15 protein-coding genes and 1 pseudogene are annotated in these 19,846 nt (G+C 73.7%); 8 read left to right on the top strand and 8 right to left on the bottom strand.

Going from position 1 to position 19,846, the window contains the following annotated elements:
* Window positions 1–8: 8 nt before the first annotated feature.
* Together OG276_RS07185 and treZ are read right to left on the bottom strand one after the other, a co-directional pair.
* Window positions 9–779, bottom strand: a complete 771-nt coding sequence (locus OG276_RS07185; protein WP_266903633.1) for a class I SAM-dependent methyltransferase — start codon at window positions 777–779, stop codon at window positions 9–11.
* 43 nt (window positions 780–822) lie between these two features.
* The gene (gene treZ, locus OG276_RS07180) at window positions 823–2,661 is read right to left on the bottom strand and encodes a malto-oligosyltrehalose trehalohydrolase (RefSeq protein WP_266903632.1); all 1,839 of its coding nucleotides are present in this window, start codon (window positions 2,659–2,661) and stop codon (window positions 823–825) included.
* A 112-nt stretch (window positions 2,662–2,773) separates the two neighbouring features.
* On the opposite strand from treZ, the gene OG276_RS07175 reads away from it, so the two are divergent.
* Together OG276_RS07175 and OG276_RS07170 are read left to right on the top strand one after the other, a co-directional pair.
* Window positions 2,774–3,337: a DUF1707 and FHA domain-containing protein gene (locus tag OG276_RS07175; RefSeq protein ID WP_266903631.1), complete on the top strand. Its 564-nt coding sequence runs from the start codon at window positions 2,774–2,776 to the stop codon at window positions 3,335–3,337.
* Between the two features lie 74 nt (window positions 3,338–3,411).
* Window positions 3,412–3,882, top strand: coding sequence for a GNAT family N-acetyltransferase (locus tag OG276_RS07170; protein WP_323182316.1), 471 nt, complete (start codon window positions 3,412–3,414; stop codon window positions 3,880–3,882).
* A gap of 22 nt (window positions 3,883–3,904) precedes the next feature.
* Here OG276_RS07170 and OG276_RS07165 read toward each other — a convergent pair whose 3' ends face one another.
* Together OG276_RS07165 and treY are read right to left on the bottom strand one after the other, a co-directional pair.
* Window positions 3,905–5,170, bottom strand: a complete 1,266-nt coding sequence (locus OG276_RS07165; RefSeq protein ID WP_266903630.1) for a M14 family zinc carboxypeptidase — start codon at window positions 5,168–5,170, stop codon at window positions 3,905–3,907.
* 731 nt (window positions 5,171–5,901) lie between these two features.
* A complete protein-coding gene (gene treY / locus OG276_RS07160; RefSeq protein WP_266903629.1) occupies window positions 5,902–8,235 on the bottom strand; it encodes a malto-oligosyltrehalose synthase in 2,334 nt (777 codons plus the stop codon).
* Window positions 8,236–8,317: 82 nt separating this feature from the next.
* On the opposite strand from treY, the gene OG276_RS07155 reads away from it, so the two are divergent.
* Complete coding sequence (locus tag OG276_RS07155; protein ID WP_266903628.1) at window positions 8,318–9,601, top strand: MFS transporter; 1,284 nt, start codon at window positions 8,318–8,320, stop codon at window positions 9,599–9,601.
* Here the strand turns inward: OG276_RS07155 and glgX are convergent.
* Window positions 9,586–11,700: a glycogen debranching protein GlgX gene (glgX, locus tag OG276_RS07150; protein WP_266903627.1), complete on the bottom strand. Its 2,115-nt coding sequence runs from the start codon at window positions 11,698–11,700 to the stop codon at window positions 9,586–9,588. The genes OG276_RS07155 and glgX overlap by 16 nt on opposite strands.
* A gap of 198 nt (window positions 11,701–11,898) precedes the next feature.
* Between glgX and OG276_RS07145 the strand changes: the two are divergent.
* From OG276_RS07145 to OG276_RS07135, 3 genes and pseudogenes are all read left to right on the top strand, one after another.
* Window positions 11,899–13,102 (top strand): annotated as a pseudogene (locus OG276_RS07145) (RNA-guided endonuclease InsQ/TnpB family protein); the annotation flags it as partial.
* Between the two features lie 329 nt (window positions 13,103–13,431).
* Window positions 13,432–14,700: an SAV2148 family HEPN domain-containing protein gene (locus OG276_RS07140; RefSeq protein WP_266903626.1), complete on the top strand. Its 1,269-nt coding sequence runs from the start codon at window positions 13,432–13,434 to the stop codon at window positions 14,698–14,700.
* 92 nt (window positions 14,701–14,792) lie between these two features.
* Window positions 14,793–15,536, top strand: coding sequence for an exonuclease domain-containing protein (locus tag OG276_RS07135; RefSeq protein WP_266903625.1), 744 nt, complete (start codon window positions 14,793–14,795; stop codon window positions 15,534–15,536).
* 57 nt (window positions 15,537–15,593) lie between these two features.
* On the opposite strand, the gene OG276_RS07130 is transcribed toward OG276_RS07135, so the two are convergent.
* A complete protein-coding gene (locus OG276_RS07130; protein WP_266903624.1) occupies window positions 15,594–16,151 on the bottom strand; it encodes a TetR/AcrR family transcriptional regulator in 558 nt (185 codons plus the stop codon).
* 106 nt (window positions 16,152–16,257) lie between these two features.
* Here OG276_RS07130 and OG276_RS07125 point away from each other — a divergent pair, with 106 nt between their 5' ends.
* A complete protein-coding gene (locus tag OG276_RS07125; protein ID WP_266903623.1) occupies window positions 16,258–16,854 on the top strand; it encodes a DUF2867 domain-containing protein in 597 nt (198 codons plus the stop codon).
* Between the two features lie 20 nt (window positions 16,855–16,874).
* Here OG276_RS07125 and OG276_RS07120 read toward each other — a convergent pair whose 3' ends face one another.
* Together OG276_RS07120 and OG276_RS07115 are read right to left on the bottom strand one after the other, a co-directional pair.
* On the bottom strand, window positions 16,875–17,519 hold the full coding sequence (locus OG276_RS07120) for a hypothetical protein (protein ID WP_266903622.1): 645 nt from the start codon (window positions 17,517–17,519) through the stop codon (window positions 16,875–16,877).
* Window positions 17,520–17,542: 23 nt separating this feature from the next.
* A complete protein-coding gene (locus OG276_RS07115; protein WP_266903621.1) occupies window positions 17,543–18,421 on the bottom strand; it encodes a phosphotransferase enzyme family protein in 879 nt (292 codons plus the stop codon).
* A 181-nt stretch (window positions 18,422–18,602) separates the two neighbouring features.
* Here OG276_RS07115 and mgt point away from each other — a divergent pair, with 181 nt between their 5' ends.
* Entirely contained in the window at window positions 18,603–19,811 is a 1,209-nt protein-coding gene (gene mgt, locus OG276_RS07110) for a macrolide-inactivating glycosyltransferase (protein WP_266903620.1), read from the top strand.
* Window positions 19,812–19,846 lie beyond the last annotated feature (35 nt).

The raw sequence follows: 19,846 nt of genomic DNA, 5'->3' as shown, positions 1-19,846 counted from the left end.
GCCGGGGCTCAGGCCCCGGCGAGGACCAGGCGGTAGCCGTAGTCGACGCTCTCCCGCTCCAGCAGGCCGGCGTGGCGGCGCTGCCACGCCCCCGACCGCAGGTCCTCGCGCAGCCGTTCGACCGCCGGTTCCACCACGGAGGCCGGCAGGCTCGCGAAGGTGGAGCTGGCGGCCCGTACGGCCGGGTCGAGGTAGGACTCGGGCCGGCGCCAGAAGGCGGCCCGGAACCCGTCGGTGAAATCGTGCGGGACGGGGAAGGGCACCACGGTGTGCGCGTCCAGCGCCCCGGTCACCACGGACAGCGGGACGAAGGTGGAGCGCTCCCGCTCCCCGATCTCCGGCAGGTACTCCTCGAAGAACCACAGCTCCGTGCTGTGCTCCGGATCCCAGGTGAAGACGGCCTGGCGCCGGGAGACCCGCCGCAGCTCCGCCAGCCCGCGCGCGGGATCCGGCCAGTGGTGGACGGTCATCACCGCCATCGCCGCGTCGAACTGCCCGTCCTCGAAGGGGAGTTCCTCCGCCCCGGCCTTGATCTTGCGGGTCCCCGGGTGCTGGTCGAGCATGACCTGGGAGGGGTCCACGGCGGTCACCTCGCGGTCCTCCGGTTCGTACGAACCGGCGCCCGCCCCGACGTTGACCACCGTCCGGGCGTCCCCCAGGGCGCCCGCGATCAGCGAGGCGAGCCGCGGGTCGGGCCGCCGGATCTCCCGGTACCCCACCCCGATCCGGTCGTACTTGGCCGTGTGTCCGCGACCGCTCGCGGAGGAATCGATCTTCATGGGGCCCACCCCATCAGACGGTCCCGCCCCGCCGCGACCGGGTTTACGGGCCCAGCACCACCGCCGACTCGGCCGGTACGTGGACCCGCCCGTCGGCGTCCGGATGCTCGACGGGGAGCCAAGCGGCCAGCACCCGGACCCCGTTGCGGCCGAGCGCGACGGTGACCGGCTCCCCGGAGAGGTTCACCACCACGCGGACGTCGCCCCGGCGGAACGTCAGCCAGCGGCGCTCCTCGTCATGGGCGATCCGCAGCGCCGCCAGATCGGGATCGCGCAGGTCGGCGTGGGTCCGGCGGAGCGTGATCAGGGCGCGGTACCAGTCCAGCAGGCGGGCGTGCGACTCCCGGCCCGGCTCGGCCCAGTCCAGGCAGGAGCGGTCCCGGGTCGCCGGATCCTGGGGGGCGGGGATCTCCTCCGCCTTCCAGCCGTGCTCCGCGAACTCCCGCCGCCGGCCCGCCCGTACGGCCTCGGCGAGCTCCTCGTCGGGATGGTCGGTGAAGTACTGCCACGGCGTGCCGGCGCCCCACTCCTCGCCCATGAACAGCATCGGCACGAACGGCCCGGTCAGCGCCACCGTCGCCGCGCACGCCAGCAGCCCGGGGGACAGGGAGGCCGCGAGCCGGTCGCCCAGCGCGCGGTTGCCGATCTGGTCGTGGGTCTGGGTGTAGCCGAGGAAGCGGTGCGCCGGGGTGCGGCCCCGGTCCACCGCGCGGCCGTGGTGGCGGCCCCGGAAGGAGGACCAGGTCCCGTCGTGGAAGAAGGCCCGGGTCATGGTCTTGGCGAGGGCCCCGATCGGGGCCTCGGCGAAGTCCGCGTAGTACGCCTGGGACTCGCCGGTCAGCGCACAGTGCAGGGCGTGGTGGAAGTCGTCGTTCCACTGCGCGTGCAGGCCCAGGCCCCCGGCGGAGCGCGGGTTCGTGGTGCGGGGATCGCAGCGGTCCGACTCCGCGATCAGGAACAGCGGCCGGCCCGTCTCGGCGGCCAGCTCGTCCACCGCCGCGGACAGCTCCTCCAGGAAGGTCAGCGCCCGGTCGTCGGCGAGCGCGTGCACCGCGTCCAGCCGCAGCCCGTCGATCCGGTAGTCGCGCAGCCAGGCCAGGGCGCTGCCCAGCAGGTACGCGCGCACCTCGTCGGAGCCGGGCGCGTCCAGGTTCACCGCCGCGCCCCAGGGGGTGTGGTGGGTCTCGGTGAAGTACGGGCCGAAGGCGGGTAGGTGGTTGCCGGAGGGGCCGAGGTGGTTGTGGACCACGTCGAGCACCACGCCGAGGCCGGCGGCGTGCGCGGCCTCCACGAACCGGACCAGCCCGGCCGGGCCCCCGTACGGCTCGTGCACCGCCCAGGGCGCGACCCCGTCGTACCCCCAGCCGTGCCGCCCGGGGAAGGAGCACACCGGCATCAGCTCGACGTGGGTGACGCCGAGGGCGACGAGGTGGCCGAGGCGGGCGGCGGCCGAGTCGAAGGTGCCCTCGGGGGTGAAGGTGCCGATGTGCAGCTCGTACAGGACGGCGTCCTGCAGCGGCACCCGGGGTGAGGGGGCCGGCTCGGCGGGGGTGAGGGCGGCGAAGTCGACCACGGCCGAGAGCCCGTCGGGGCCCTGCGGCAGGCGCCGGCCGCGCGGATCGGGGCGTACGGGGGGTCCGAGGCGAGTGTGGTCCGGATGCTCCGCGTGCTGCCCGGGATGGACCGGGTCGCGCGGATCGTCCCCGGGAACGCGGACCTCCGCAACGCCTCCCAGCTGGAAGCCGTAGTGGGATCCGTCCCGTGCCCCGGCCTCCACGACCCACCAGCCGGGCCGCTCCGGATCGCGCTCCATCGCGTACGCGGCCCCGTCGAGCCGCAGTGCGACCCGGTCTGTCAGCGGTGCCCACACCTCGAACTGCACGGACGGTCCCCTCGTCTCGCGGCGGTACCCCAACCTGCGTGTCCGGGCCATCATCCCCGGCCGTGCGCGGGAGTTCTGGACACTCTGCCCCCGACAGGCCGACAATCACCTGGTGACGTCGAGTTTCGAGTTCTCCGCCTTCCCCGCTCCGCGGCTCTCCGATGCCGAGCGCGACCGCGCTCTGGGCCAGCTCAGGGAGGGCGCCGCCGTCGGCAAGCTGTCGCACGACACCTTCCTGCGCCGCATGGAACTCGCCCTCGTCGCCCGCCGCTCCGAGGACCTCGCCGCGCTCACCGCGGACCTGGAGGGCCGGGAGGGCGCGGAGAGCCCGTGGACCCGCCGGCTGTTCGGCTGGGTGGGGCGGGTCTCGGCGGTGTCCGTGGGCGTACGGCGGGCCTGGGCGGTGGAGAAGCTGCCCACGCTGCTCCTGCCGCACCCGAACGCCGGACCGCTGCGGATCGGCCGCGACCCGGGCAACGGGCTGCGCCTGAGCCACGAGACCGTGTCGCGGGCCCACGCGGAACTGGGCATCCGGGACGGGGTCTGGGTGGTGCGGGACCTCGGCTCGACGAACGGCACCACGGTGAACGGGCACCGGGTGACGGGCTCGGCGGTGGTGCGGGACGGGGACCAGATCGGCTTCGGACGGATGAGCTTCAGGCTGTCGGGCGGCTGAGGATCCGGGCGCGGGCCGCCCCCACCCGTGCCCCGGTTGCCCGGTGGATGCGGGCCGCGCGCAGGATGTCACTCATGGAACAGATGCCCGCTGCCCCCGTCGTACGGCCCGCGCGCCCCGATGACCTGCCCCGTCTGGTCGAGCTCATGCGCGAGCACATGGTGTACGAGAGGTCCGCGCCCCGCCCGGCAGGTCTCGCCGGCCGCCTCGGTGCGCAGCTGTTCGCCGACGGGGCCCGGCTGTGGGTGCTGCTGGCCGAGACCCCGCGGGGCGAGATCGCCGGGTACGCCGCCTGCTCGGCCGAGTTCTCCTTCTGGGACGCGGGCCACTACCTCCACATGGACTGCCTCTACCTGGCCGAGGAGGCCCGCGGACACGGCCTCGGCGCCGCCCTGATGGACGGGGTGGCCGCACTCGCCCGGGAGCTGGGCCTCGGCCGCGTCGAGTGGCAGACGCCCGACTGGAACGAGGGCGCGATCCGCTTCTACGACCGGCTCGGGGCGACCGGCAAGCAGAAGCTCCGGTACGCCCTGCCGGTGGAGTAGCCGCGCGCCGGTGGCCGCCCGCCTACCGGCCCGCTGCCACGAGCCGGTCGTAGGCCGCCAGGACGACCCGGGACTGGTGCTCCACCTGCGTGGCCACCGGGACCCAGCGCGCCTGGAAGCGGTCCGCGAACTCCTCGCACCACCCCGCGACGAGCCGGTCCACGGCAGGCGCCGTCGGCTGCCCCTGGGCGCGCAGCACCCGGAGGAGCATCGCCGCGGCGCGCAGCGAGAGCCGCCGCCCGAAGGCGTCGATGCTCCCGATGTACGCCGCCGTGGCCTCGGCGGGAGCCCCGGGTCCCGTCCACTCGGCGGTGATCCGCGGGATCAGCGCGAGCGTCCAGTCCACCGCGCGCAGCAGGGCCGCGGCGGCCGGGTCCGTACCGTCGGCCGCGCCCTCCCGCAGGGCCGCCACCCGCGCGGCGTCGGCGGTGAGCCGGCCGGCCAGGATGCGCAGGGCGGCGCGCGGGTCGGGGTGCGGGGCCGGGTCGTCGACCAGGTCCGAGGCCCACATGGGGACTTCGACGATCGCGGTGGTGCCGGCGTGGCGGTGGGCGTGGTACCAGGTGCTGAGCCGGGTGTCCTCGGGGTGGAAGGGGCCGTCCGCGCCGGCCCCGGGGGCGGGCATCACGAAGATCCCCGCGCCCGGCGAGGGCCAGCCGGCCGCGTCGGAGGCGCTGGTCTCCACCGGGATGCGCAGCTCGGCGGCCGATTTGCCGAAGGGCTCCGCGAGACCGGGTATGTCCCGGGTCAGCTGCACCCAGGAGCCGCCGAGATCCGTGCCGTGCAGGGAGACCTGGAGGGCGGGCCGGAGCTCGTCGATGAGCCGGGTCAGGGCGAGGGTCTCGGGCGGGAGGCGGTCCGGGGGCAGTAAAGACGGCGCCCACTCGGGCTGTTCGGGGCCGGGCGGCCGGAAGAAGTTCCGGTGGTAGTCCAGCAGGGAGTACGGGCGGGGAGTGCGGTGCAGGGCCGCGCCGTCGGGGTCGGCACAGAGCAGGAAGTGCCAGGCCGTTCCGGCGGCGGGTACGCGGATCAGGTGCCGGGCGAGCGCGATGGCGGTGGCCCCGCCGACGGGCTCGTTGGCGTGGGCTCCGGCGACGACGAGCACGCTCGGTGCGGCTTCCGTGGCCGGGGTGGGGCCGCCTACGGAGAGCAGCCAGAGGGGCTCCCCGGCCCGGGACGCGCCGATCTGGCGGAGCCGGGCCAGGGTGGGGTGCTCATCGGCCAGGGCGCGGGCGGCCAGGGCCAGTTCGTGGGGGGTGGGGTAGCACATGTCACGGATGAGGGTCACAGGTGACCCCATGCCCGCCGCGGGCCTGCCCTAGCCGTCTTCGCCCGGCCCGGGCGGCGGGCCGTGTCGCGGTGCGGTGCCGTGCCGTGCCGTGCTGCGCCGTGCTCCGTGCCGTGCCGCGCAGTGCAGGGCCGTGCAGGGCCGTGCCGTGCCGTGCCGTGCAGGGCAGGGCCGTGCCGTGCCGTGCAGGGCCGTGCCGCGCAGTGCCGCTCCGTGCAGGGCTGCGCCGCGGCTGCCGTGCCGCTGCGCGGGGCGGAGTTCCCCTACCCGCCCTTCCACCGTTCCCAGGGCCGGCCCTGACCCGGTCCTCAAACGCCGGACGGGCTGGGGAGGGGTGCCGGGCTGCGCCCGGACCCCTCTGGGGCTCCGCCCCAGACCCCGCGCCTCAAACGCCGGCGAGGCTGAAATGGCGCTCCGCGCCATCCAGCTCACGCCGGCCCCATCCAGCCCGCGCCGGGCAAAATCCAGCCCCTCCGGCGTTTGAGGAGCGGGGGTCCGGGGGCTGGCCCCCGGGAACGGTGCCGCACCCGGCAGGGGTCCGGGCGGAGCCCGGGGAACGGTGGAAGGGCGGGTAGGGGACCTCGCCCCGCGCAGCGGTACCGCAGGCCGCCACCTACCGGGCGGCAGCGCGGGCACCGCAGGTGGGAGCCCCGCCCCGCGCAGCGGTACCGCGGGCCGCCATCTGCCGGGCGGCAGCGCGGGTAGGGGACCTCGCCCCGCGCAGCGGGGGGTCACCCCCGGGTCGGGGGCTCCCGGAGTAGGACGGCCACCGGGGAGGCTTCGCCGAGGAGTTCCGCGAGCGGCAGCTCGCCCGCGTACGGGGCCGAGGCAGCCGCATCCGCCCCGAGCACCGGCAGCCGCCGCCACCGCCCCGGCGGCAGGGGCAGAGAGGTGTCCCGCCAGCCCCCGCCCCCCGCCAGCCGGTGCGACAGGCGGGTGGCCACCGCCACCAGGCCGGCCGACCGGGCGAAGGCCACGCAGTGCTCCGCCGCCGGGCCCCGGGCGAGCAGCGGCGCATAGCCGGCGAACAGCCCGGGCCGGCTCCGGCGCAGCCGCAGCAGGGCGGCGGTGAGGGCGAGCTTCTCCTCGGCCGTCCCGGACGGCTCGGCCCCCGCGTCCAGCCGGGCCAGGGCCTCCCGGGGGAAGCGGGCGGGCCGCCGGTTGTCCGGGTCGACCAGGGCCCGGTACTCCGTCTCCGCGCCCTGGTACACCTCCGGGACCCCGGGCATGGCCAGGTGCAGCAGCGCCGCGCCGAGCAGGTTGGCCCGGGCCGCCGCCGCCAGGGGCCCGGCCGGCTCGACCGGGGCCGCCGGTACGTACTGCGGGACCGTGGCCTCGTACGCGGGGTTCTGCTCGGTCCAGGTGGTGTGCAGGGCGGCTTCGCGGGCGGCTTTGAGCAGGGCCTGCGCCAAGCGGTCGGCGCGCTCCGGAGCGGCGCCGTCGGCCCCGAGTCCGAATGCCGTCTGCCAGGCCACCCAGGCGAGTTGGGGATCCGCCCCGGTCGGCGCCGGTACGGATTCCGGGTCCTGCGAGAGCGCCGAGATCCGTGCCCGGACGTCCGCGCTGCGCTTCGTGTCGTGCGTGGTGAGCACCGTCCCGGCGCGGGGCCACAGCCTCGCCTGCTCGGCGCAGTACGCGTGGAACTGCGCCACCGTGACCGCCGGAGCCCCCGGATCCCCGCCCACCTCCGTGGCCGACAGCAGCGGGGCGTACCGGTAGAACGCCCTGTCCTCGAGGGACTTGGCGCGCAGGGCTGCCGAGGTCTGGGAGAAGCGGGCCGCGAAGGCCGGGTCCCGCAGCAGCAGTTCGCGTACGCCGGCCACCGGACCCGCGCCGGCCCGTGCGGCGGCCCGCTCCAGGGCCTCGGGCGCGAGCTGCGGATCGCCGGGGTAGGGCCGGTAGACGGGATAGGCGATGAGCAACTCACGTACAGCAGAGCCCAGTTCGGGCCCAGCCAGGCGTTCCAGGGTCGCCAGCTCGGCGGCCAGGTCGCCGGTCAGGACCTCCCGGGCGCCCGCCGCGGCCGTCCGCTCCCAGCGGGGCTGCCCGGTCGCCCCGCGGAACCGGGCGTCGAGCCGCGCGGCCCCGGCCGGGTCGGTCAGTACCCCGTCCACCCGGTACAGCGCGTCGTACCCGGTGGTCCCGGCCACCGGCCAGTCGGGAGCCAGCCGCTCCTCGCGGGCGAGGATCTTCTCGACCACCACCCAGCAGTCCCGGCCGACGGCCTCCCGCAGCCGCCGCAGGTAGCCCCCGGGGTCGGCGAGGCCGTCCACGTGGTCGATCCGCAGCCCTTCGGCGACCCCGTCCCGGACCAGTTCCAGCACCTTGGCGTGGGTGGCGGCGAAGACGTCCGGGTCCTCGACGCGGACCCCGATCAGCTCCGAAATGGTGAAGAAGCGACGGTAGTTGAGCCCGGTCCGGGCCTCCCGCCAGCACGCCGGCCGGTACCACTGGGCGGCGAGCAGCTCCGCCGGTTCCAGCCCGGCCGTGCCCTCCCGGAGCGGGAACTCCAGCTCCCCGATCCGCAGTACCGCCCGCCCTCCCCGCCCGTCGACCTTGACCTCTCCCGGATCCAGCGGCGCGGCGAGCACGGGCAGCAGCAGCTGCCCCCCGCCCGCCTCCCAGTCGATGTCGAACCAGCGCGCGTACGGCGAGCCGGGCCCCTCCCGGGCCACCTCCCACAAGGGCCGGTTGAGGCCGAGCGGCGTCGGCAGTGCCATGTGGTTCGGCACGATGTCGAGCACCAGTGCGAGCCCGTGCGCGCGGGCGTCGGCGGCCAGGGCCCGCAGCCCGTCCTCCCCGCCCAGCTCCACCCGCACCCGCGTGTGGTCGGTGACGTCGTACCCGTGGGACGATCCGGGCACCGCCTCCAGTACGGGGGAGAGGTGCAGGTGGGAGACCCCGAGCGAGGCGAGGTACGGTACGACGGCCCGCGCGTGTCCGAAGGTGAACTCGGGGCGCAGCTGGAGGCGGTAGGTCGACGCCGGGGTGAAGGCCGGTGGTCCATCGGTTTCCGGACGGTTGAACTCAGGACTCGTGCGACCGGTGCGCGGGGGCAGGCTCATGAGAACGTACGTACCCAGGATGCGGGATTCCGTGCCATTACCCAATGCATCCGGGTGACTGCACCGGGTTAACGTTGCTCAAGTGTTTGGAACCGTCAACACCTATCGAAAAGTCATTGCCCTGACCGGGCCCCTACTCCCGCTCGTTTCCTTCCTCGCCCGACTGCCCGTCGCGATGTCGCAGTTCGGCAGCGTCCTCCTGGTCGCCCAGACCAGCGGCTCCCTCGCCACCGCGGGCATAGTCGGCGGCACCCTCTCCGCCGGACAGGTGGTCTTCGGACCCGTCCTGGGCCGGCTCGCCGACCGGCACGGGCAGCGTTCCGTCGTCCTCGCGGCCGCCGCGGTCAACGCGGTGGCGACCGCCGCCCTGGTGGCCGGGGCGCTCGCCGACCTGGCCACCGTCCCGCTCGCCGCGATCGGCTTCGTCACCGGGGCCTCCGTCCCGCTGATCGGACCGCTCGCCCGTACCCGCTCCGTGGCCCTGGCGCACCGCGCCAAGTCCGACGAGAGCGTCGTGGGCGCCATCCACTCCCTCGAAGGCACCCTGGACGAGGTCTCCTTCGTCTTCGGGCCCGCCCTCGTGGGCCTGGCCACCCTCGCCCTGCACCCGGCCATCGCGCTGGGCGGCGCGGCCGCCCTCGTCGCCGTCTTCGGCACCCTCTACGCGCTGCACCCGACCGCCGCCGTCACGGCCGGTGTCCCCGCCGGAGTCCGCCGGGACAAGGAGCGCGCCCGGGTCCGCCCGCCGCGCGTGGTCCTGGCGGTACGGGGCTCCCTCGCCCTCCAGGGCGCCATGTTCGGCGCCTGCCAGGCCGGAATCGCCGCCCTTACCGCACAGTTGGGCGTCCCCGGCCAGGCCGGCATCGTGTACGCGGCCATGGGCGTCGTCAGCGCCGCCGTCGGGCTCTCGCTCGGCGCGCTGCCCGCCCGCTTCGGTCTGCGGCTGCGCTGGCGGGTGGCCACGGCCGCCGCGCTCGTGCTCTCCGTACCGCTGCTCTTCACGGACACCCTGTGGCCGCTGTACGTAGTCGTCACCGTGCTCGGAGCCGCCTACGCCCCGCACCTGATCACCGCCTTCGCGCTCACCGAGCGGGCGGTGGAGCCCCGCAGGCTCGCCGAGTCGATGGCCTTCGCCGCCAGCTCGCTCGTCGCCGGCCAGGCCGCCTCGCTCGCCGTCTCCGGGCGGCTCGCCGAGTGGTACGGGCCCTGGGCCGCCTTCGCGGTGGCCGTGGGCGCGGCCGCCCTGTGCCTGGTCCTGGCCCTGGTCACCAAGGTGCCGGCGGCCCGTACGCACGCTCCGGTGGCATCCGGCGGGGGCGCCCGCCCGGACGCCGTCCTGGAAGGCGCCGCCTACGCCGGGCGCTGAAGCACCACCAGACACCGTCCTGTCAGCGTCACCCGGTCCCCGGCCGCGTACTGCGGCCCGGTACCGGGTGCCAGCACCTCGGGCCGCGCCGTGTCCACGATCAGCCGCCACTGCGCTCCGTGCCCCGCCGGGACCGTGAAGTCCTGAGCCTCGGCGCCCGCGTTGAACATCAGCAGGAACGAGTCGTCGGTGATCCGCTCCCCGCGGGTGCCGGGCTCCGAGATGGCCTCCCCGTTCAGGAACACCGCCAGCGCCCGCGCGTGCTGCGCCTGCCAGTCGCGGGCCCGCATCTCCTCGCCGTGCGGGGTGAACCAGGCGATGTCCGAGAGCTCGTCGTGCGTCCCCTCCACAGGCCGGCCGTGGAAGAACCGGCGCCGCCGGAACACCGGGTGCTCCCGCCGCAGCCACACCATCCGCCGGGTGAACTCCAGCAGCGCGGGGGCCGGTTTGCCGGGCTCCGGCCAGGTCACCCACGACAGGTCGTTGTCCTGGCAGTAGGCGTTGTTGTTGCCGCCCTGGGTGCGGGCGAACTCGTCGCCGTGACTGATCATCGGCACGCCCTGCGAAAGCATCAGCGTGGCGATGAAGTTGCGCATCTGGCGCTCGCGCAGCTCCCCGATCCCGGGATCCTCCGTCGGCCCCTCGGTCCCGCAGTTCCACGAGCGGTTGTGGGTCTCGCCGTCCCGATTGCCCTCGCGGTTGGCCTCGTTGTGCTTCTCGTTGTACGAGACCAGGTCGTTCAGGGTGAAACCGTCGTGGCAGGTGGTGAAGTTGATCGAGGCCAGCGGCCGCCGGCCGTCGTCCTGGTAGAGGTCGGAGGAGCCCGTCAGGCGGCCCGCGAACTCCGCGAGCGTGCGCGGCTGCCCGCGCCACAAGTCCCGTACGGTGTCCCGGTACTTGCCGTTCCACTCGGTCCACAGCGGGGGGAAGTTGCCCACCTGGTAGCCGCCCTCGCCCAGGTCCCACGGCTCCGCGATCAGCTTGACCTGGCTGACCACCGGATCCTGCTGGACCAGGTCGAAGAACGAGGACAGCCGGTCCACCTCGTGGAACTGGCGGGCCAGCGTGGCCGCCAGGTCGAAGCGGAAGCCGTCCACGTGCATCTCGGTGACCCAGTAGCGCAGCGAGTCCATGATCAGCTGGAGCACGTGCGGGGAGCGCATCAGCAGCGAGTTCCCGGTGCCCGTGGTGTCCATGTAGTGCCGGGGATCGTCCGCGAGCCGGTAGTACGAGGCGTTGTCGAGGCCCCGGAAGGACAGCGTCGGCCCCAGGTGGTTGCCCTCGGCCGTGTGGTTGTAGACCACGTCGAGGATCACCTCGATGCCGGCCTCGTGCAGGGCCCGGACGGCCGACTTGAACTCCAGCACCTGCTGGCCGCGGTCGCCCGAGGCGTAGCCGTTGTGCGGGGCGAAGAAACCGATGGTGTTGTAGCCCCAGTAGTTGCTGAGCCCGTCGTCGACCAGGCGGTGGTCGTTGACGAACTGGTGGACCGGCATCAGCTCCAGCGCCGTCACCCCCAGTTTGGTCAGGTGCCCGATGACCGCCGGGTGCGCGAGGGCCCCGTACGTGCCGCGCAGCTCCTCGGGGAGGTCCGGGTGACGCATGGTCAGACCCTTCACGTGGGCCTCGTAGAGCACGGTGTGGTGGTACTCGTGGCGCGGCGGCCGGTCGTTGGCCCAGTCGAAGTACGGGTTGACCACGACCGAACTCATGCTCTTGGGCGCGGAGTCCAGATCGTTGCGGGAGTCGGGCCGGCCGAAGTGGTAGCCGTACACCTCCTCGCCCCAGTCGACGCTCCCCGCGATGGCCCGCGCGTACGGGTCCAGGAGCAGCTTCGCCGCGTTGCAGCGCCGGCCGCGCTCGGGCTCGTAGGGGCCGTGCACCCGGAATCCGTACCGCTGGCCGGGCATGATGCCCGGCAGGTAGGCGTGCCGGACGAACGCGTCGGTCTCGCGCAGTTCGATCGCGGTCTCCGAACCGTCGTCGTGCAGCAGGCACAGCTCGATGCGTCGGGCGGCCTCCGAATAGACCGCGAAATTGGTGCCGGCGCCGTCATACGTGGCACCGAGCGGATACGCCTGTCCCGGCCAGACCTGCATAGAAAACGACTCTTCCCCTCTGTTGTGTCGGGCTGATCCGGCGTGGACCACGTCAGCTGGCTTCATCCAGGATTCTCCGGGCCTCAGCCCGGGGAGGAACGGGCCCTGGGGCGGAGCCGCATAGCGGCGGAACTCTCTGCGCATCTGCTGTGACCTGCTTTTTCTGGCGTTGTCAGTGGCGGGTGTTACGTTCCGGGCATGACGACCGGAGCGGCAGCCGACGAGGTGACCGGGTACGCCCGGTTCACCTACCGGCTTCGCGTGTCGTCGACCGCGCTTGCTGCCCTGGAGGGGGAGTGGGCGCGGTGTCGTTGGGTGTGGAACGAGTGCGTGGCGATGTCCCGCAAGGTCCACAACCTGAACAAGACGGCCGAAGGAAAGACGACGTGCGGGCCGGGACAGCTCGACAAGACGCTGACTGAGGCGCGCGGTTCGATGTCCTGGCTGCGTGAGGGAAGCAGCGTTCCTCAGCAGCAGATCATCCGGGACTTCGCCAAGTCCCGGGCGAAGGCGCTCAAGGACATCAAGGCCCGGTTGCCGATGCGGCAGCGGGCGGGGATGCCCGGGATCAAGAGGAAGCGGGAAGCTGCGCCGTCGTTGAACTACACGCAGCGCGGATTCCGGCTCAAGGATGGCCGCCTGCACCTGGCCGGCGGGATCGCCGTAACGGTGGTGTGGTCGCGGGAACTGCCCAAGCCGCCGTCCAGCGTCCGCGTGTACCGGGACAGCCTCGGTCATTGGTACGCGAGTTTCGTCGTCCCCACGGTGACCGAGGACCTGCCGGAGACCGGCGCCGTCATCGGTATCGACTGGGGCGTGAAGGAGACCGCGACCACCACGTCCGACGCCCACGACCTGCCACACGCAGAGCATGGAAAGACGGCCGCCGCGAAGCTGGCGCACTACCAGAGGATGATGGCCCGGCGCCGGACCCCGAAGAACCGGTCCGACACCGCTGGCTACCGCAAGGCTCGCCGGGCCGTGGCGAAGGTATCGAAGAAGATCGCCCGCCAGCGGCAGGACACCGGCCGCAAGTGGGCCAAGCGCCTCGTCCGCGACTTCGGCCACATCGCAGTCGAGGACTTCAAGCCGAAGTTCCTCGCCAAGTCCCGGAACATGTCCCGCAAAGCGGCCGACGCCGCGATCGGCGCAACCAAGACGGCCCTGATCGAGATGGCCCGCAAGCACGAACGGACCGTGCACCTTGTCCACCCCGCGCACACCACCATGGACTGCGCACACTGCGGAGCGAGAGCCAAGCACCGCCTCCCCCTCTCCGAGAGAACGTATACGTGCACCGTGTGCGGAGCTGTGTCCCCGAGGGACAAGAACTCCGCCCGAGTGATGCTCGTCCGGGCTGGTCTCGTACCCGGCTGGTGTTGATCTTGTAAGACCTGCGTGCCCGCCGGGCCGCAGGCGAAGTGAGCCAGGAATCCCCTCCCTTCAGGGAGGGGAGGAGTCAATGCCAGATCTTCCCCGAAAGAGGGCTTCCACGCGGGGACTTGGGAGGGTCCTACCGGGTGACCCGGAGAGCTGATAAGAGGTTCGACGGACCTTGGGAAGATCGGACCGTCACCAGAGCGGATAATGGGCCAACGGACGGCCCGGGCACGGACCGTGGGTTCGCGCCCGGCCGCAGGGCCGCGCATCGGGCTGCAGGGTGCCGCACGCGCGGAGTACCCTTCCGTGATCACTGGAGACGGGCGTCCAGACGCAGGAGGCGGTGCACGGGTGAGCTCGGGAGGTCTGGAGCTGCCCCCTGGTGACAGCGGTCACGAGGGCGGCCCGGCGGACGCGGGCGGTGCGGCCGGCGGGATTCCCGCCGGGGCCGTGTCGCTGGCCCCGCCGGAGGCCGGTGGGACCGGGAAGGCGCAGGCGGGAGCCGGTGCCGAGCTGGACTGGGGCGCGGACGCCTGGAGCGAGGTCCGGACCCGGGCCCAGCGCGCCGGCCGCGCCTACATCTGGCTGAACCTCATCGAGCAGCGGCTGCGGTCCGTGGTCGGGGCGGTGCTCCGGCCGGTCTACGAGCCCGTGCACGGCGGCGACGACTGGGTGGTGGCGGCCGCGGGCCCCGCCGGCCAGGAGTGGGTGCAGCGCGCGGTCGCCGTGCGCGAGGTCAGCCGCCGCAAGGGCTACCTGCTGGACTCCGCCGACGACAACGTGCTGAGCTTCCTCACCCTGCCGCAGCTGCGCGAACTGATGGTCCAGCACTGGCCCTGCTTCGAGCCGTACTTCGACGACCGGCGCGAGATCGAGCAGGCGCTGGACGAGCTGGAGGTCACCCGCAACGTCGTCTCCCGCAACCGGGCCCTGTCGCGGGCGGTCCTGGAACAGGCCGAACGGGCGTCGGCGCGGCTGCTGGAGGTACTGGGCGGCGGCGCGGGCTCGCCGGCCGCGGACCGGCTGCCCATCGACGCCGTCGAGGACCTCGTCGGCGACCGGTACGCGGACGTCATCTCCGTCCACCCGGACCGGGTGCGGCTGCAGCGCCAGCTCCCGGCGGAGGACCTCTTCGGCGGTGCGCGGCGGCTCGACGCCATCGGCATAGGGCTCAACCTGCTGGTCCAGAACTTCTCGGGCCGAAGACTCGTACGCCTCGCCGAGGCCGGCTGCCGGGTACGGCTGCTGTTCCTGAACCCGGCGAGCAGCGCGGTCAAGCGGCGCGAGCGGGAGCTGGGCCTGCGCAAGGGCGAGCTGAGCCGCTCGGTGGAGATGAACATCCTGCACGTGCGACGGGTCCGGGCCGGCCTGCGCGACGCCTCGGGCTTCGAGATCCACGTCTTCGACGAGACCCCGCGCTTCACCGCGTACCTGGTGGAGGGCGAGTCCTCGGGCATCGCGGTGGTCCAGTCGTACCTGCGCCGGGCGCGGGGCATGGAGGCACCGGTCCTGGTCCTGCGGGGCGGCGGGCGCGCGGCGAGGGACGCCGAGCCCGGGCTGTTCCCGACGTACCGGGAGGAGTTCGAGTCGATCTGGCAGGACTCCCGCCCGGTGTCGTGAGCGGTCGCCGGCCGCCCCGGCTCCGGGGCTGTCAGTGGCCCGTGTCAGGCTGAAAGCCGTTGACGTAGAGGGACGGGTACGGGGGGCACGCGATGGGGGACTGGGCGGGGGACTGGATGGGGGACTGGCACGGCGGGCCGATGGTGGCCTTCGACCTGGAGACCACGGGGACCGACATCGAGTCCGACCGGATCGTGACGGCGGCCGTCGTGGCGGTCGGGCCGGACGGTCAGGTGGCGCGGGAGCGGTCCTGGCTGGTCGACCCGGGCGTGCCCATCCCGGAGGAGGCTTCGGCCATCCACGGCATCTCCACGGACCACGCCCGCTCACGGGGGATGGTGGCGGCCGCGGCGATCGAGGAGATCACCCGGACGCTCGTGGAGGCGCTGAGCTCGGGAACCCCGCTGGTGGTGATGAACGCGCGGTACGACCTGACCCTGCTGGACCGCGAGTGCCGCCGCCACGGGATCCGCCCGCTCGGCGAGCGCTGGCCGGTGAACTCCGTGCCGCCCGTCATCGACCCGCTGGTGCTGGACAAGCACGCGGACCGGTACCGCAAGGGGCGGCGGACCCTCCAGGCCCTCTGCGAGCACTACGGCGTGACCCTGGAAGCGGCGCACGACGCGGGAGCCGACGCACTGGCGGCGGCCCGCGCCGCGCGGCGGATGGGGGCCGTGCACGCGGCGATAGGGACGGTCGCCCTGGCGGACCTGCACGAGCTCCAGATCCGTGCGGCGGCCGAGCAGGCGGCCTCGCTGCAGAGCTACCTGCGGCGGACCTCGGACCCCGAGGCGATAGTCGAGCGGGCCTGGCCCGTCGTGCCGTACCGGGTCTGACGGCGGCCCGGGGCCCGGGCAACCGCGCCCTCGCTCTCTCGTTCTCTCGCGCTCTCGCTAGCGGAGCAGCCAGTCCCGGGTGTGCTCCATGACCTCGGAGCGGCTCAGGGGGCCGTGGTCGGCGGCGATGAGGTAGCTGCCGATCCGCATCGAGTAGACGATCATGCAGCGGACCTCGACGTCCTTCTCGTCGGGACAGAAGGCGCCGAACAGCGAGCGCAGGTAGTCCATGCGGCGGTTGTCGACACGCCGGAGCCGCTCCGCGACGGACTCGTCGCGCCGCGCCCAGTCGCGGATCGCCAGGTCGGTGGCGACGCCCCGCGCCGGACTGTCGGCGGCCGAGGCGATCGCGAACAGCCGCTTCAGCCTGGCCCTCGGGTCTCCGCCCGCACCCTCGACCTGTTCGATCACGGCCTCGGCGGCCTCGCGCTCCCAGGTGTCGAGCATCTCGGTGAGCAGCGTGTCCCGGTTGCCGAAGTACCCGTAGAAGCCGCCCTTGCTGACGCCGAGGGCCTGCGCGAGCGGCTCGATCCGGACGGCTTCCGGGCCTCCGGCGGCGAGTGCGCGCAGCCCTTCCTCGATCCAGTTGCCGCGCGGCGTACGGGTCGCGCCCACGATGCGTCTCCCCTCGGAGTGGTGTGCCGGTCCCGATCTATACGGTGCCGTATAGATCGGTGCTAGTCTGCTGTCTATACGGCATCGTATAGATCGGGGCTTGCCCATGAGACTCCCCAGAACCGCACACACCGAGCGTCCGTGGCGGATCCACGAGATCGCCGGCGACTTCCACCTCGAAGACGTGTGGGAGCTGCCGACACCGGGCGGACCGGACGACCTCGCACGGCTCGTGGAGCAGTTCGCGAGCGGCTCGGGGGACCCCGTCCCCTCCCGCGTGGGTCGCGCGCTCTTCGCGATCCGCTGGAAGCTCGGGGCCCTGTTCGGCTGGGACAAGCCCGCCGACGGCCTGGAGGGCCGGGCGACGACGCTGCGCGATCGGCTGCCGGCGGACCTCCGCGAGGGTCCCCGGGGGCCCGACCTCGGCTCGGTTCCGTTCACCTCCGTTTACCAGACGCACGACGAGTGGGCGGCGGAGACGGCGAACCGGACCGTGCACGGAGTGATGCACATCAGCTGGGTCCCGGACGGAACCGGCGGCTACCGCGGCCAGATGGCCGTCCTGGTCAAGCCGAACGGCCTCCTCGGCGCCGTGTACATGGCGGGCATCAAGCCCTTCCGGTACCTGGGCGTGTACCCGGCGCTGATCCGCGGCATCGGCCGCGAATGGCAGGCCCGTACGGGCTCCGGCGCGGCGGCCTGACCCTCACGAGGGGCGGCGGGTCAGCGCTCCGGCCATTGATCGCGGTAGACGACGTGGAGCCCGCTGCCGCCGTGGTCGGCGATGAGGCCGTCGCCCTGGCCCATCCGGGCGCAGTAGTGCGCGTGGCCGGGGTGGGCCCGGACGTGGCCCGGCCCCCGGTGGGCCACGTCGGCGAAGAGCCATGAGGTGTCGGCGAACAGCTGGGCGCTGCCCGTCATGAACAACGTCCCGGCGTGGACGCGCTGGTGGAACCGGTCCCGGTTCTCCCGGTGGTGCCGATCCGGCCGGCGGTCGGCGCCGCGGTCGGCCGAAGGCGGTCCGGGAAGGTCCGCGGTCTGCGGCCGGCCCGGGCCCAGCCGGGCCCGCAGCTCCTTCCAGCGCGAGGGCGCGAACTGGAGCGAGTGGTGCAGGAGAACCAGGTCGAGGCCCGGTTCCCCGGTGTCGGGGTCGGCGCGCCGCAGCGGTACGTGGACCAGCGAGCGGGGTGACGTGGCGGCGAGGGACCACAGCCCGGCGACGAGCTGGGCGGCCCGCTGGTCGACCTGGACGTCCAGGTACCAGTAGCCGTCCGACAGCGCCGCGCGCGCCGGCGGCCGGGCCGGGCGGATCACCTTGAACTCCTCCGGGCCGAGGCGGGCCCGGTGGATGGAGAGGGGAAGCTTCATATGCGGGAATTGATACGGCACCCCTAGAACGCGTGCCAGCGGATTTCCGGGTCGCCCTCGCGCAGGGAGGCCACCCGGCGGCGGAACTCCGCCAGGGCTTTCGGGTTGGCCGGGGCGTGTTGGGAGACCCAGGCGCAGCTGGCCGTCTCGCGGGCGCCGCGCAGGACCGCGCAGCCCTCCCAGTCGCGCACGTCCCAGCCGTACGCCGCCGTGAACTCCTCGTACGCCGCGCCGGGCAGTCCGTACCGGTCGCGGGAGAGGGCCATCACCACCAGGTCGTGCTCGCGCAGGTCGGCCGAGACCGTCTCCAGGTCGACGAGCACCGGCCCGTCCGGGCCCACGTGGACGTTGCGGGGCAGTGCGTCGCCGTGGATCGGGCCCGGCGCGAGGTGCGGGGTGAGGGCGGCGACCTGGGCGGCGTAGCCGTCGCGGCGGGCCCGCAGGTACGCCGCGTCCGCCGGATCGATCGCCCCGCCCGCCAGCCGCAGCCAGCGCTCGACCCCGCCCAGCAGATCGCGCGGGGGCAGTACGAAGGGGGGCGCGGGCAGGGCGTGGATCTGCCGCAGCAGCACCGCGAGGTCCCCCGGGCCGGCCGGGCGGACCGCGTCGGGGAGCCGGTGCCACAACGTCACCGGGTGCCCGTCGACCAGCCGGGGCTTCGGCTCGGCCGCGCGGACCGCGGGGACCCCGCGGTCCGCGAGCCAGGCCGCCACCGCGAGTTCCAGCTCGGCGCGGGGCAGCAGGGCCGCCTCCCGGCCGACCTTGGCGACGAGGCCGTCGTCGAGTGCGAAGACGGCGTTCTCGCCGAGGGCCAGCAGCCGGGGCGCGGACGCCCCTGCCCCGGCCCCCGCCCGTGCCAGGCCCGCCGCCGTCAGGGCTTCCCGGGCGCGTGCCTCGTCCATGCCGTCTCCGCAGTCCGTCCGTAACCCCGGTACTCCGGGGGCCACCGGGCGTACCCGGGTGCTCATGACCGGACAAGTTTCGCATCCGGCCCGCCCGTCCCGGGCCGACCGCCGATCCTTCCCTCCGCCCCGGATTCCCGAATAGGTTGCACGAGACGTCTCGTCTCGTTATGGTTCCCCCATGACCACGACTGCGAAGCCCGCCCACATCGCCATGTTCTCCATCGCCGCCGCCGGCCACGTGAACCCGAGCATCGAAGTGATCCGTGAACTGGTCGCCCGCGGCCACCGCGTCAGCTACGCCATCCCCGCCGCCTACGCGGACAAGATCGCCGAGACCGGCGCCACCCCGGTGATCTGGGACTCCACGCTGCCCACCGACGAGGACCCCGACGCGTGGGGGACCGAGCTCATCGACAACATCGAGCCCTTCCTCGCCGACGCCGTCCAGGCCCTCCCGCAGCTCGCGGCCGCCTTCGCGGGCGACGAGCCGGACCTCGTCCTCCACGACATCACCGCCTATCCCGCGAGGGTCCTCGCCCACCGCTGGGGCGTCCCCGCGGTCTCCCTCTCCCCGACCCTGGTCGCCTGGACCGGCTACGAGGAAGAGGTCGGCGAGCCGATGACCGCCGAACTGCGGGCGTCCGAGCGCGGGAAGGCCTACTACGCCCGCTTCCGCGCCTGGCTCGACGAGAACGGCATCGACGAGGACAGCGACCGCTTCGTCGGCCGCCCCCGGCGCAGCGTCGTGCTCATGCCGCGCGCCCTCCAGCCCCACGCCGACCGGGTCGACGAAGCCGTGCACACCTTCGTCGGCGCCTGCCAGGGCGACCGCAGCGCCACCCAGGGCACCTGGACGCGCCCCGCGGGCGCCGAGGGGAAGAAGGTCCTCCTCGTCTCCTTCGGGTCCACCTTCACCAAGCAGCCGGCCTTCTACCGGGCCTGCGTGGAGGCCTTCGGGGACCTGGCCGACTGGCACGTGGTGCTCCAGATCGGCAAGTTCACCGACGAGGCCGAGCTGGGCGCGATCCCCGCCAACGTCGAAGTCCACCGCTGGGTTCCCCAGTTGGACATCCTGACCCAGGCCGACGCCTTCATCACCCACGCGGGCACGGGCGGCTGCCAGGAGGGCCTGGCCACCGGCACCCCGATGGTCGCGGTCCCGCAGGCCGTCGACCAGTTCGGCAACGCCGACATGCTGGCCGCCCTCGGCGTCGCCCGGCACGTCCCGATGGCCGAGGCCGACGCCGCGACCCTGCGGGAGGCCGTCCTCGCCCTGGTCGCCGACCCGGAGGTGGCCGCCCGCGCGGACCGGATCCGCCGCGAGATGGCGACGGAGGGCGGCACGCGCCAGGCGGCCGACCTGATCGAGGCCGAACTGCCCGTATGACCGCCACTGTCAGGGGTGCGCCCTATCGTGCAGGA

It is taken from the genome of Streptomyces sp. NBC_00086, assembly GCF_026343255.1.
Taxonomy (GTDB): Bacteria; Actinomycetota; Actinomycetes; order Streptomycetales; family Streptomycetaceae; genus Streptomyces.
The sequence above is the reverse complement of the archived record's forward strand: the minus strand, read 5'-3'. Positions and strand labels throughout refer to the sequence as shown.